The sequence below is a fragment of the Bradyrhizobium sp. Ai1a-2 genome, from assembly GCF_000426245.1.
In the GTDB taxonomy this organism is placed as follows: domain Bacteria; phylum Pseudomonadota; class Alphaproteobacteria; order Rhizobiales; family Xanthobacteraceae; genus Bradyrhizobium.
Genome location: NZ_AUEZ01000030.1, coordinates 1 through 13,211 on the forward strand (window position 1 = coordinate 1; position 13,211 = coordinate 13,211).

Here is a 13,211-nt window from a genome sequence, read left to right on the forward strand (position 1 = left end):
CGCAACCAGGGCCCGCCGGCTCTACGCCGCGCGCCCCGTACAGGATGGATGATGACCGTGCCACCCAGGGGCTGAACAAAGCCGTTTTGTAGATGGGTCTCATCCTCTCAGGCTTCCTCGCCGCAAGCATGCGGAAGGTGGGTACGGATCAAACATCCGACCGGATATGAGGTGATGCAGTGAGCTGCAGAAATCTTCGGAAGCCAATCCTCGCCCGGGGGCCGGTCGTCGCGCTGCGCTATGCATGGCTTCGCGCGCCGCCCTCTCACCGCAAAAAACCGACCCATGCTTGTTCGTTGAGAGCCTTGACTCACAAAGCCCCATATGAGGGTGGGTTAGCGAAGCGTAACCCACCACTTTGCAGCGGATGGGGCATGGTGGGTTACGCCTTCGGCTAACCCACCCTACACAACTACGATTCGAGGCCTACGCCGCACGCACTTTCGTCAGGAACTGGTCCACCGCGTTGCGGAGCATGCCGGACTGGGTGTCGAGCTCGCGGGCGTTCGACAGCACGTCGGAGGCCGCCGTGCCGGTGGCGGCGGCAGCCGTGGTGACGCCGCCGATATGGGTGGAAATCTCGCTGGAGCCGGCCGCGACCTGCTGGATGTTGCGCGCGATCTCACGCGTCGCATCGCCCTGCTGGTCGACCGAGGTCGAGATGCTGGCGGTGATCTCGCTCATCTGCGCGATCGTCTCGGTGATGCTGCCGATCGAGGTGACCGCCTCCGTGGTGGAAGCCTGCATGGCGGCGACCTGGGCGGAGATCTCCTCGGTCGCTTTCGCGGTCTGATTGGCGAGCGCCTTCACCTCTGAAGCGACCACCGCAAAGCCGCGGCCGGATTCGCCGGCACGGGCCGCTTCGATCGTGGCGTTGAGCGCCAGCAGGTTGGTCTGCGCGGCGATCGAGTGGATCAGCTTCACCACCTCGCCGATCTTTTCCGCGCCGGTGGAGAGCGCCTGCACGGTGGCGTTGGTTCGCTCGGCATCGCCCACCGCCTTGCTCGCGATCTCGCTGGAGCGAGCGACCTGGCGGGAAATCTCGCTCACCGAGCTCGACAGTTCCTCGGCCGCGGCGGCAACGGTGCCGACGTTGTTCGAGGCGCTTTGGGACGCAGCGCCGACGGTGGCAGCCCGCGCGCTCGCATCGCTCGCGGTCGCGGTCATCGATTGCGCTGTGGTCTGCATGCCGGCGGCAGCGCTCGCGACCGAACGGACGACGCCTGAGATGCTGCGCTCGAAATCGTTGGCGATATTCTCCATCGCGGCACGGCGCTCGGCTGCAGCGCGGGCCTGCGTCTCCGCTTCCGCCTGCTCGAGGCCGCGGATGCGAACTGCATTGTCCTTGAAGATCTGCACGGTCGCCGCCATGGCGCCGATCTCGTCGCCGCGGCCGACGCCGGGAATATCGCCGTCGAGCCTGCCGTCGGCAAGTTCCCGCATCCTCGTGCCGAGCTGGCCAAGCGGCCTGGTAATGCTGCGCCCGATCAGCCAGGCAATCGAGCCGGAGATAATGGCGATGCCGAGGATCGACAGCCCGAGCAGCCAGGCGATCGGCGCCAGCTTGGCGTCGATATCGTCGATATAGGCTCCGGTCCCGAGATACATGTCGAAACCGGGAACGGCGACGGCATAGCCGATCTTGCGGATCGGCTTCTGCTCGCCGGGCCGCACATATTCGTAAGTCAGGAGGACTTCGCCCTTTGCCTTCACGCCATCCATCAATTCGCGGGACAGCTTGCGGCCGTTGGTGACCACGTCCATCCGGTTGGTGCCGATCTGCTTGGGATCGGGGGCAAGGACGGTGATGCCGTCATAGGAGGTGCCGAACAGGTAGCCGGAGCCTTTGTCATAGGTCATCGAGTTGCCGCGCTTGCCGAGTTCGGCGAGCGCCGCCTCCTTGGTCATCCGCCCGGCATCGACCTCCTTCTTCAAGCCGGCCGCCATGTTCACGGCCATCTCGACCATCGCCCTGGTCTGGTCGATGCGCGCGTTCATCATTTCGCGCTGCATCAGATGGCTCGCAAGGACGCCGGCGGCGCACAGGCCAAGGATGGTCACCCCCACCAAAATGCCGAGTTTGGGGGTGATCTTGAGGTTGGTCAGCTTCACAGGGCGTCTCCAGGGAATGGCGCGCTTGCATGTTTGGCGGATTGATTCGGCCCACCCTAATGTGAGAGCCTTTAGCGTCAGGTTACGAATCCTCTCCGTAAAAGCCCGGGACAGCCGCGCTCAAGGCAACCGGGAACGGCGCGGAGTGCTTCGGTTCGCGAAGACGAGGCAGCGGCGGGTTGTCGCGGCGGCGATAGAAGAACCAACAACCGAAGAAGCAAATCGGGAGCAGGAGATGTCGAAATTCAGGGTGGTGACGCCGAAGGGCGCAAGCTTCACGGTGGCTGGCGGCGGCTACGACTATGAGAAGGAAGCGCTCGATCCGATCGGCGCCGAGATCGTCGAGGCGCCCGCCAACGAGGCGGAATTCATCGCGGCGGCCAGGACGGCGGATGCGATCTACGCCAAGGGCATGCCGATCACCAAAGCCGTCATCGATGCGCTAGAGAACTGCAAGGTGATCACGCTCGGCAGCGTCGGCGTCGACAGCGTCGACGTCAAGGCGGCAACCGCCCGCGGCATCCCCGTCACCAACATCCCCGACACTTTCATCGAGGAAGTCGCCGACCATGCGATGATGCTGCTGCTTGCCGGCTTCCGCCGCCTGGTCGAGCAGGACAAGATGGTGCGCGACGGGCGCTGGGCCGAAGGGCGCCCGGCGCTGCTGAAAATTCCGCGCCTGATGGGTCAGACGCTCGGCTTCATCTCGTTCGGTCGCGTCGCGCGCGCGGTGGCAAAGCGGGCAGCGCCATTCGGCCTGCGGATGATCGCCTATGATCCGTTCATCCAGGAAACGCTGATGTCGGAACACAACGTGCTGCCGGCGACGCTGTCGGAAGTGCTGTCGCAATCCGACTTCGTCTCGATGCATGCGCCGGCGCGCCCCGAGGTGCATCACATGCTCACCGAGAAGCATTTCCGGCAGATGAAGAAGAGCGCGATCTTCATCAATACCGGACGCGGCGCCACGGTGGACGAGGAAGGCTTGATCAAGGCGCTGCAGGAGGGCTGGATCGCGCATGCCGCGCTCGACGTGCTGGAGAAGGAGCCGCCGTCGCACAACAACCCCCTGCTCCGCATGGACAACGTCACGCTGACCGCCCATGTCGCCTCCGCATCTGCACGTTTCGATGAGGCGCGCAAGCGGCGCGTGGGCTACGAATTGTCACTGGTGCTTTCCGGGCTGTGGCCGGTAAGCTGCGTCAATCCGTCGGTGCTGCAGAACACCTCGCTCCGGCGCTGGCAGCCTGTCAGCATGGATCGCGGCCCGAACAGCTAGCCGGCGGGGAACGCGCGTTTCCCGCGACACGGAAATTGCGCGGGGCAAAAGTCTCAAGGCGATCGCTTCGGCCCCATCTGGGCCGAAGCTCACGTTCACCGGCGAGTAACGCCGGGAACGATAAACAGGGAGGAGACTATGGGGAACGACCTCACACGTCGTGACGCGCTGGCGTTCGGCCTCTCGGCCGCGGCACTGGCGGCAACCGGCGCTTCGGCGCAATCAACGGAATCGCTGGTCAAGGCGGCCGACGCGCCCGCACCGTCGCTGCCGATCGAGAAGGGCGCGAGCCTGCGGATGCTGCGCCCGGTGCGCTTCGTCAAGACCGACGAAGACGTGTTCCGCGCCAACGCCGCCAAATTCACCGAGAAGATGGGCGTTGAGGTCAAGGTCGATTTCGTCGGCTGGGAAGACATCAACCAGCAGACCGCGGTGACCTCGAACTCCGGTGCCGGTCCCGACATCATCATCGGCTTCTCCGACGCGCCGCACATCTATGTCGACAAGCTGATCGAACTGACCGACGTCGCCGAATATCTCGGCAAGCGCTATGGCGGCTGGCAGACGCTGGCGCAGAAATACGGCAAGCGCGCCAAGGGCAATGCGTGGATCGGATTGCCGTTCGGCGCCAGCAGCGGTCCGCTGGTGTACCGCAAATCGGTGCTGCAATCGATCGGCTATGACAAGATTCCGGAAGACCATGCCGGCGTCCTGGATGTCTGCCGCAAGCTGCAGAAGGCCGGCAAGCCCGCAGGCTTTGCGCTCGGCAACGCCGTCGGCGACGGCAACGGCTTTGCCAACTGGATCCTGTGGTCGCACAATGCGTCCCTGCTCGACGAGGAAGGCAACGTCACCATCAACAGCAAGGAGACGGTGGCCGCGCTGAAATATCTGAAGGAGCTGTATCCGACCCTCATCGCGGGCACACCGTCCTGGAACGATGTCTCCAACAACCGCGCCTACTCCTCGCAGGAAATCGCGCTGACCGCCAACGGCGTCTCGCTCTATTTCGCGCTGAAGAACGATCCGGCGACTGCCGCGATCGCCGAGGATACCGAGCACCAGTTCCTGCCGAAGGGCCTTGCCAGCACCACGCCAATGGCGGGCCTGACGCTGAACGCCATGGTGTTCAAGCACAGCCCCTATCCGAACGCCGCCAAGGCCTTCCTGCAGTTCATGCTGGAGAAGGAGCAGTACGAGCCGTGGCTCAACGCCAATAGCGGGTACTGGGCGCAGCCGCTCGCGGCCTACGCCGATGCCGCGGTGTGGTCCGGCGATCCCAAGGTCAAGATCTTCAAGGACACGATGAAGAGCCAGTATTACGCCGGCTACAAGGGCCCGATCTCCACCGCGACCGGCGCCGTCAATGCCGACTACGTGCTGGTGCAGATGTGCGCCTCGGTCGCGACCGATGCCGCAACGCCGGAGGCCGCCGCCGCGGAAGCCGAGCGGCGCTGCAAGCGGTACTTCCGGCGGTGAACCGACAAGCGCCGTCATTGCGAGGAGCAACGCGACGAAGCAATCCATGTCTCCGCAAGCGCTGAGATGGATTGCTTCCGCCTTCGCCCGTTGGGCTGCGGCGGACAAGTCGCTTGCGCTCGCAATGATGGCGTAGGCTTTCGATCAGCACAGGACACGCATTCATGTCCGTGACCACACTTTCTCCCCGAGGCCTCGCGCTGCGCCAGCCGAACTGGTTCGCGCGCCTGCTCGACTACAAGCCGTTCCTGATCATCGTCTGCCTCGCGCCGGCGATCGGGCTGCTTCTCGTATTCCTCACCTATCCGCTCGGGCTCGGCGTCTGGCTCGCCTTCACCGACACCACGATCGGGCGGCGCGGCATCTATGTCGGACTGGAGAACTTCCAGTATCTGCTCAGCGACCCCCTGTGGTGGGGCGCGGTGTTCTACAGCGTGTTCTATACGGGCGTCGCGACCTTCGGGAAATTCGCGCTCGGCTTCTGGCTGGCGCTCCTGCTCAACAACCACTTCCCGTTCAAGAGCATCCTGCGCGCCATCGTGCTGCTGCCATGGATCGTGCCGACGGTGCTGTCGGCGCTGGCATTCTGGTGGATATACGATCCGCAATTCTCGATCATCTCCTATCTGCTGGTCGATGTGCTGCACTGGCGCACGACCAATATCGATTTCCTCGGCTCGGCATGGCCGGCGCGATTCTCGCTGATCGCGGCCAACATCTGGCGCGGCATTCCGTTCGTGGCGATCTCGCTCTTGGCGGGCCTGCAGACCATCTCGCCCTCGCTGTACGAGGCGGCGATGCTGGACGGCGCCTCTTCCTGGCAGCGCTTCCGCTACATCACATTCCCGATGATGATGCCGATCCTCGCCATCGTGATGACGTTCTCGATCATCTTCACCTTCACCGATTTCCAGCTGGTCTACGCCATCACCCGCGGCGGTCCGGTGAACTCGACGCACCTGCTGGCGACGCTGGCGTTCCAGCGCGGCATCGCCGGCGGCGAACTCGGCGAGGGTGCGGCGATCGCGGTGTCGATGGTGCCGTTCCTCGTGTTCGCGACGCTGTTCAGCTATTTCGGCCTGGCCCGGCGCAAATGGCAGCAGGGAGAGAGCGATGACTGACGCGGTCGCGCAACCCACCAACGTCGCCAGCGCCGCTCCCGACACCATGGCGTGGGACTCCCGCGCCCGGCGGATGATGATGATCTACCTGCCGCTCGCCTGCTTCGTCATCATCCTGCTGTTCCCGTTCTACTGGATGGCGGTGACCGCGTTCAAACCGAACGCGGAGCTCCTGAACTACAAGGAGCACAACCCGTTCTGGATTTCCTCGCCGACCCTGGCGCACATCCAGCACCTCCTGTTCAACACCGCCTATCCGCGCTGGCTGAAGACGACGATGCTGGTGGCGATCGGCTCCACCTTCCTGTCGCTGCTCGCGAGCACGCTTGCAGCTTATGCGATCGAGCGGCTGCGCTTCCGCGGCAGTCCCTATGTGGGCCTCGGCATCTATCTCGCCTACCTGGTGCCGCCGTCGATCCTGTTCATTCCGCTCGCCACCGTGGTGGTGCAGTTCGGCCTGTTCGACAGCCCGTTGGCGCTGATCCTGGTCTATCCGACCTTCCTGGTGCCGTTCTGCACCTGGCTCCTGATCGGCTATTTCAAGTCGATCCCCTATGAGCTCGAGGAATGCGCGCTGGTCGACGGCGCGACACGGCTGCAGATCCTGCGCCGGATCACGCTGCCGCTGGCCGTGCCCGGCCTGATCTCGGCCGGCATCTTCTCGTTCACGCTGTCATGGAACGAGTTCATCTACGCGCTCGCCTTCATCCAGAGCAGCGCCAACAAGACCGTGCCGGTCGCGATCCTGACCGAGCTCGTCTCCGGCGACGTCTATCAATGGGGTGCGCTGATGGCGGGCTCGCTGCTCGGCTCGCTGCCGGTCGCGATCTTCTACTCGCTGTTCGTGGACTACTACGTGTCCTCGCTGACAGGCGCGGTGAAGGAATAGCGCTGCATCCGGAATGCATGCTGCGCTCCCTCTCCCGCCTGCGGGAGAGGGCTGGGGTGAGGGTGTCACCACGATGGGGCTTTCCGTGGGGAGAGAGCCCTCACCCGCTGCGCTACGCGCAGCGACCTCTCCCGCAAGCGGGAGAGGTGACCTACCGTAGCGAGAATGCGATCGGGACGTTGAAGCCCATTGCGGGGTGCTTCATGTCGGCGGGAAACGGCGGAAACGGCTGGGCGCGGCGAACCATCGCGACCACCTCCGCATCGAGCGCCGGATTGCCCGACGACCGGCCGAGCCGGCTCGACGTCACCTGTCCGCCGCGGCCGAGCGTGAAAACCACGCTGGCGATGCCCTGCTGTCCGGCGGATTTGGCAGTAGGCGGATATTGCTTGAAGCGCAGGAGATGGGCACGGACGATCTGATTGTAGGAGGCGACGGCGGCTGCGGATGCGCCGCTGCTGACGGCGGACATCGTCGGGCCCTGGCGCTCGACGCGAGGTGACGCGGTGGTGCGTGGCGCCGGCGGAGCCTCAGTCGGCTTCTTCGCGTCGGGACGGACCACCTTGGGCTTGACCGGCGTCGGCTTGCGGTCGGGAACGGGCTTTGCGAGCTCAGGCGTTGGCGGCGTCGGCTGCATTTTCTGCTCGGGTGGCGCGACGACGTCAGGCTTCTCTTGCGGGGGTGCGGGCGGGATCAGCTCTTCCACCACCTGCTGCTGCACCGGTTCGGGCGGAGAAGCATCGGCCGCCTGCATCACCGGACCTGGCGCGAGGTCCAGCGGCGTCGTTTGCGGCGCTGACGTCGCTGGCGCCATGTCGACCATGATCGCAGGCAGGGCGACACCGGGCAGCGGCTGCTCGCGATACCATTTCATGCCGGCCGCGATCAGCGCCGCATGCGTGGCGAGGATGGCGAGCGCCGAGATGCCCCAGCGCCGCAATGTGGCGTGGTCGGTGACGTCATGCAGCGCGAAGGCGTTCACTTCACCTCTCCCGCTTGCGGGGGAGGTCGGCGCGAAGCGCCGGGTGGGGGCTCTCTCCCCACGGATGGTCCCATCGTGGAGACACCCTCACCCCAGCCCTCTCCCGCAAGCGGGAGAGGGAGCGCAGCATTCATCGCGGATGCAATTCGGCCGGATCTCTTCATGCTCTAGCTTCGGCCGTCGAGGCCGACCAGCGCGATCTTGAGATAGCCGGCGTTGCGGAGCACGTTCATCACCTCCATCAACTCGCCATAGCTCACCGCCTTGTCGGCGCGCAGGAAGATGCGCTCGTCCTTGCGGCCTTTGGTGGCGCCATCCAGCGTCGTGGCCAGCGCATCGCGCGCGACGATGTCCTCGCCGACGGCGACCGAGAGGTCGGGCTTCACCGTGACGAACACCGGCTTGTCTGGGCGTGGCTGCGGCTCCGCGGTGCTCGCGGGCAGGTCGACGCCAAGGTCGACGGTGGCGAGCGGCGCCGCGACCATGAAGATGATGAGCAGCACCAGCATGACATCGATGAAGGGGGTGACGTTGATCTCATGCGCCTCGACGAGATCGTCCTCGGCCCGAAACCGACCGCCCCCTGCACTGCCCGCCCCGAGCTTGACGCCCATCATTCACTCCGCGGCGCGCGCGAGCCGAAACAGGCCGCGATCGCCCTCGCGGCTGACCAGCAGCAGCACCATCGCGCAGGCATCTCCAAGCAGGGCGCGATGGGCGGCGATCGACCGCGTCAGGTGATTGTAGATCACGACCGCTGGGATCGCTGCGACCAGCCCCAGCGCGGTCGCAAGCAACGCTTCGGCAATGCCCGGCGCGACCACCGCGAGGTTCGTCGTATGCGCCTCGGAGATGCCGATGAAGGAGTTCATGATGCCCCAGACCGTGCCGAACAGGCCGACAACGGGCGCCGTGGCGCCGATGGTCGCGAGCACACCGGTGCCGCGGGCGATCTGCCGCGCCATCGCGGCCTCGACCCGCTCAAGGCGGAGCGCGGTGCGCTCCTTGAAGCCGTCGTCGAACACGCCGCCGGAGAGGCTCGCCTCGCGCGCCGCGGACTGGATGATCTGCGCTACGGCGTCGCCACCGCCGCGGCTCGCCTGCTCCAACTCGGCCAGCACGGTATCTTTCTCGAGCAGGCGCAGGCGCGCTTTTGCCAGCGCCGTCTTGCGGCGGATCTCGATGGTCTTCGCCAGCCAGATCGTCCACGTCACCAGCGAGGCGAGGGCCAGGCCGATCATGACCGCCTTCACCACGATGTCGGCGCTCAGGAACATACCCCAGGGCGAGAGGTTGCGCGGCAATAGCGCGTTATCGTCAGCCGCGAAGCAAGCAGCCGGACACAACAACGTGGTAGAGGCGATCGACGCCGTCACTATCGAGTGCCGGCAAAATCCATCGAGCCATGTTCGCATGATCGCCTCGCGACGTTGCTTCCTCAGTCCGCCCTGCCCGGCGCGATCCGCTCCGCGAGGGCACGGAAACGCTGGAGTTGGTCGCCGCGCAGCGCGCGGGTGTCGTCTCGGCCGACGAACAGCTTGAACATGATGCCGCCATCGACATTGATGAAGGCGATGAAGGCCGACGACTTGCCCATGAAGGGGCGCTCGACGAAGGCGATCGCCCCGCAACGCTCGTGACGGAAATGGCCGTGCAGGCCCTTCGGCTGCATCAGGTTGAAATAGCCGCGGCCGATCTCACCGGCGGGTATGGCGCCGGTGAACTCGAAGATCGCATCGTCGGTGTGGACGATCAGCGTTACCTCGCCCCAACCGGCGATGTCCCGCATGGCGGTGGCGAATTCGCCGCCAGTGCCGAGCCGCACCATCTCGTCCGGCAGCGCCTCGATCACCGCGCGCGGCGAGACCTTTCGCTCGCGCGCGACGTCCTCGATCACGGGGCCGGAATTGTCGGCCATGTAGGCCCTGAGATCGTGCTCGCTGCCCGCCATGCACACCACCATCACGCCGCGGCGCTGGTGGTGCGCTCGGTGATCAGCACCTCAAATCCCTCGAACTTGGGATGGCCGAGATAGAGGCTGCCGCCGGTCTCGTTGCCGGCACGCGAATGCGCGCGGCGGAAGTTCTCCGACTTGGTCCACGCTTCGAACGCATCCCTGTTCGCCCACACCGTATGCGTCGCATAGAGCGTGTGGTCCTCCGCCTCCGGCCCCTTCACCAGGTGAAACTCCACGAAGCCGGGCGTATCGCCGAGATAGGATTCGCGCGTCTTCCACACCGCCTCGAAGGCCTGCTCCGAGCCCTTCTTCACCTGAAACCGGTTCATCGCGATGAACATTGTCAAATTCTCCTTCTAGATTTGCGGCGCTGGCCGCTTGTTGGGTTTTCGGCGCTGCGCCGCTTGCGCAGCCTGCCGGTTAAGTTGGTTGAAAACAAGAACGCACCAGGCCGCGCTGGGGCATCAGCGCGGCCGGCGGCGCGGATGATGGTGGCGAGCCCGTCAGGGCTTCCGGTTCCTCGATCAGATGCCTCCGAAGTGATATCTCAGGCCGCCCTTGAAGACGATGCCCGGCCCTGCGCTGGCCCATTTGACGTCGTTCTGCGTGTCGCCGGTGGAGCCGACCGGAATGGCGTAAGGCCGGTAATATTGATCCAGCAGGTTCTCGACCGAGAAGTTGAGCACCAGGTCGCGCGTCGGCGTGTAGGCCACGTAGAGGTTCACGAGATCGTAAGAAGTCGCCGGCGTGAAGGTCGGGGGAATATTGTTGTTGGCCTGGGCCGACGTCCACATCGCGGAGATCACCAGCGTGTTGTCGAGCAGGCGCACGCCCGCCGTCGTGGTGATCTTCTGCGGCGGGATGCTGTAGAGCCCGAGGCCGGTCTGGAGGTTCTTGCCCTGCATGTAGCTCCCGGCAACGCCGACGAACCAGGTGCGCGCGTCGTACATCGTCTCGGCTTCGAACCCCTGGATCTGGGCCTCGGCGATGTTCTGGTACTGCACGAAGGGCAACACGGTGATACGCGGTGCGGGCGGCGGACCGGTCGGAACCACCAGCGGAGGTCCGAACGACACCAGATCGATGTAGTTCTCGATGTCGTTGCGGAAGACGTTGAACTTGCCGCGGATGCTGTCGCCGGGCAGGAACAGGTCGTTCTTCTTCAGGTTGAAGCCGATCTCCTTGTTCTTGCCGATTTCGGGTTTCAGGTTCGGATTGGGGACGAAGCAGAATGTCGAGTCGGCGCCAGGTCCCGGCGTGCCCGACGGACAGCGGAAGAACGAGTCGTTGACGGTGGCGCCGGAATGCGGGCCGTTGACGAGCGTCTCGGTGATCGACGGCGCGCGGTAGCCTTCGGCGTAGCTGGCATAGGGCGTCAGCATCGCGGCAGGCATCAGCCCGACCGTGATCTTCGGCGACAGGCGATCGCCACTGGAGGAGGTCGTTCCCGATTCCAGCTGGTAATTGTCGTAACGCAGCGCGGATATGGTCTCGACCAGGTTAAGGTAATTCGACTTCCACTGCACGAAGCCGCCCGACACGGTGCGCCGGCCGCCCGGCGTCGTCACCTCCGAGGTTCCGCTCCTGTCGTTCGTGCTCACCTCGTCCTGGAACGCGTCGAGACCGTAGGTAATGGCATTATGCCAATCCAACAGGTCGAAGCGTGAGGTGTTGTGGATATCGACACCATACGTATCCAGGAGGTAGCCGCGATTGCTGCCGATGCAGCCGGAGACAGCGTTGCCGGGCACGCCGCCGCAGAAAGCCGATGGCGTGGCGCTGGTGTGCAAGGTCTTGATCTGGTCGTTCTCGGTGCGATTCCAGTAGACCTTCGCATCCCAGTCGAACAACCGGTCATCGGGCTGCGAATAGGTCCAGCCCAGCGTCGTCGTGTAGTTCTTCACGTTGCTCGCGTAGATCGACGTGCCGGACAGGTTGTTGGTGCCGTTCGCGTTGGTCGAATTGGGATCGCCCGCGCGCCGCGGCGGCTGACCGACGCTGTAGATGTCTTCCTGGAAGATGGTGCCGAGCTTGACTTCGTGTCCGTCGGCCGGGCGCACCGTCAGTTTGGCAATGCCGCTGGACAGCCGGTTGCCGGTATTGGCGACCTCAAACCCGGTGCCGTCCTTGTAGTTCTCCTGCGTGCTGTAGGTGCCGCCCGCGAACACATCGACATTGGGATTGACGTGAACGCCGCCGAAAGCCGAGGTGAGCCAGCGTCCCTCATTGCTGCCGAACACGTTCTTGTAGTCGACACCCCAGCGCTCGCCGGCGCGCACCACATCTTCGATGTCCTTGGTGCGGAACGAGGCCACGCCGCCGATCGCACCGGATCCGTAGATGTTGGCGGTCGGACCACGCACGATGTCGATGCTGCTGATCAGTTCCGGATTGAGGAAGAAGGAGCCGTTCGCGAAGTGACCAGTGCGCTGGTAGTTTTGCCGGGCACCATCGACCACGACCGCAACGCGGCCAAAGTCTTGCAGGCCGCGGATGTTGATTGACGTCGACGGCTCGTCGCCGCGATCCTGCACCCAGACGCCGGGCAGATTATAGAGGAGGTCGCCGATCCTGCTGGGCTGGCGGCCCTGGATCTGCTCGAGCGTGACCACGCTGACCGGAGCAAGCGCGTCGATCGCGCGCTCCTCCATCTTCGATGCGGCGACGGTGATGGTGTCGAGCGATTGCACCGGCGTGCCGCCGATCTGCGCACGCGCATTCATCACAGGCGCCGCCGCCTGTTGTTCGACTTTCGGCTTTGCCGGCTTGCGCTTCGCCTGCTTGGCGCGCTCGGACGAGCGACCAGCCGGCGGCGCATCCGCGGTCTGGGCGAACCCGGACTCGGAAAGCAGCAACCCAATTGAAACCACTGATGCGCCCAAAATGAGGGCGCGCGAAATCCTAGCCCCGTCAGCCATTTGCCCCAATCCAAAGATCTGCTTTTGGGTCTGGCTGGCGTGCGCTCGCGAAATGTTGCGAGCGGCTTGCTGGCTACCAAAATACACAGCGCGGACCACCCGCCCGCGTCACGTTCACATTCGTTACGTCGCGGTAACAAAGTGGTCAATAACGGCACGGCGCAGTTTATATTGATTGTAAACTGCAGTGATTGGATTGCAGTGCCGGCGAACTATACAAACAGCCATCCAGAGAACGTTTGGGGGCGCAGCAAAGAGGATATGGCGACAACTTCCGGAGACAGTATCGACGGCGCCGGGGGGCGCGCAGGAAATGCTTCTCCTGCCGTAAGAAACCTCTCCATGACCGGCAACCGGATCGACAGCCGCGAGCTGTTTCAGAGCGAACGGGAGATCATCATCGCGCATGGCGAAGAGATTTATCGGTTGCGGCTGACCTCGCAAAACAAGCTGATCCTGACCAAGTGATCCCTC

Annotated in this window: 12 protein-coding genes; 5 read left to right on the plus strand and 7 right to left on the minus strand. The window is 64.5% G+C overall.

Going from position 1 to position 13,211, the window contains the following annotated elements; all coding sequences use genetic code 11:
* Nucleotides 1–426 precede the first annotated feature (426 nt).
* Nucleotides 427–2,112, minus strand: a complete 1,686-nt coding sequence (locus tag K288_RS0119505; protein ID WP_027581073.1) for a methyl-accepting chemotaxis protein — start codon at nucleotides 2,110–2,112, stop codon at nucleotides 427–429.
* Between the two features lie 235 nt (nucleotides 2,113–2,347).
* Here K288_RS0119505 and K288_RS0119510 point away from each other — a divergent pair, with 235 nt between their 5' ends.
* The 4 genes from K288_RS0119510 (at nucleotide 2,348) to K288_RS0119525 (ending at nucleotide 6,880) form a co-directional block, all read left to right on the plus strand.
* Entirely contained in the window at nucleotides 2,348–3,391 is a 1,044-nt protein-coding gene (locus K288_RS0119510; RefSeq protein ID WP_027581074.1) for a C-terminal binding protein, read from the plus strand.
* A 138-nt stretch (nucleotides 3,392–3,529) separates the two neighbouring features.
* Nucleotides 3,530–4,870, plus strand: a complete 1,341-nt coding sequence (locus tag K288_RS0119515; protein ID WP_027581075.1) for an extracellular solute-binding protein — start codon at nucleotides 3,530–3,532, stop codon at nucleotides 4,868–4,870.
* A gap of 164 nt (nucleotides 4,871–5,034) precedes the next feature.
* A complete protein-coding gene (locus K288_RS0119520) occupies nucleotides 5,035–5,991 on the plus strand; it encodes a sugar ABC transporter permease (RefSeq protein WP_027581076.1) in 957 nt (318 codons plus the stop codon).
* Nucleotides 5,984–6,880, plus strand: coding sequence for a carbohydrate ABC transporter permease (locus K288_RS0119525; RefSeq protein ID WP_027581077.1), 897 nt, complete (start codon nucleotides 5,984–5,986; stop codon nucleotides 6,878–6,880). Before K288_RS0119520 ends, K288_RS0119525 begins: the two co-directional genes overlap by 8 nt.
* Before the next feature lie 151 nt (nucleotides 6,881–7,031).
* Here the strand turns inward: K288_RS0119525 and K288_RS0119530 are convergent, their stop codons facing one another.
* From K288_RS0119530 to K288_RS0119555, 6 genes are all read right to left on the minus strand, one after another.
* On the minus strand, nucleotides 7,032–7,862 hold the full coding sequence (locus K288_RS0119530; RefSeq protein WP_027581078.1) for an energy transducer TonB: 831 nt from the start codon (nucleotides 7,860–7,862) through the stop codon (nucleotides 7,032–7,034).
* 167 nt (nucleotides 7,863–8,029) lie between these two features.
* The gene (exbD, locus tag K288_RS0119535; RefSeq protein WP_027581079.1) at nucleotides 8,030–8,476 is read right to left on the minus strand and encodes a TonB system transport protein ExbD; all 447 of its coding nucleotides are present in this window, start codon (nucleotides 8,474–8,476) and stop codon (nucleotides 8,030–8,032) included.
* Nucleotides 8,477–8,479: 3 nt separating this feature from the next.
* Nucleotides 8,480–9,277: a tonB-system energizer ExbB gene (gene exbB, locus K288_RS0119540; RefSeq protein WP_051334624.1), complete on the minus strand. Its 798-nt coding sequence runs from the start codon at nucleotides 9,275–9,277 to the stop codon at nucleotides 8,480–8,482.
* Nucleotides 9,278–9,300: 23 nt separating this feature from the next.
* Complete coding sequence (gene hutX / locus K288_RS0119545; protein WP_027581081.1) at nucleotides 9,301–9,813, minus strand: heme utilization cystosolic carrier protein HutX; 513 nt, start codon at nucleotides 9,811–9,813, stop codon at nucleotides 9,301–9,303.
* Nucleotides 9,814–9,824: 11 nt separating this feature from the next.
* Nucleotides 9,825–10,160 (minus strand): antibiotic biosynthesis monooxygenase, encoded by a 336-nt coding sequence (locus K288_RS0119550; protein ID WP_027581082.1) that lies wholly within the window; start codon nucleotides 10,158–10,160, stop codon nucleotides 9,825–9,827.
* A 183-nt stretch (nucleotides 10,161–10,343) separates the two neighbouring features.
* Nucleotides 10,344–12,737 (minus strand): TonB-dependent hemoglobin/transferrin/lactoferrin family receptor, encoded by a 2,394-nt coding sequence (locus tag K288_RS0119555; RefSeq protein WP_027581083.1) that lies wholly within the window; start codon nucleotides 12,735–12,737, stop codon nucleotides 10,344–10,346.
* A gap of 261 nt (nucleotides 12,738–12,998) precedes the next feature.
* Here K288_RS0119555 and K288_RS54795 point away from each other — a divergent pair, with 261 nt between their 5' ends.
* Nucleotides 12,999–13,205, plus strand: coding sequence for a hemin uptake protein HemP (locus K288_RS54795; RefSeq protein ID WP_051334625.1), 207 nt, complete (start codon nucleotides 12,999–13,001; stop codon nucleotides 13,203–13,205).
* Nucleotides 13,206–13,211 lie beyond the last annotated feature (6 nt).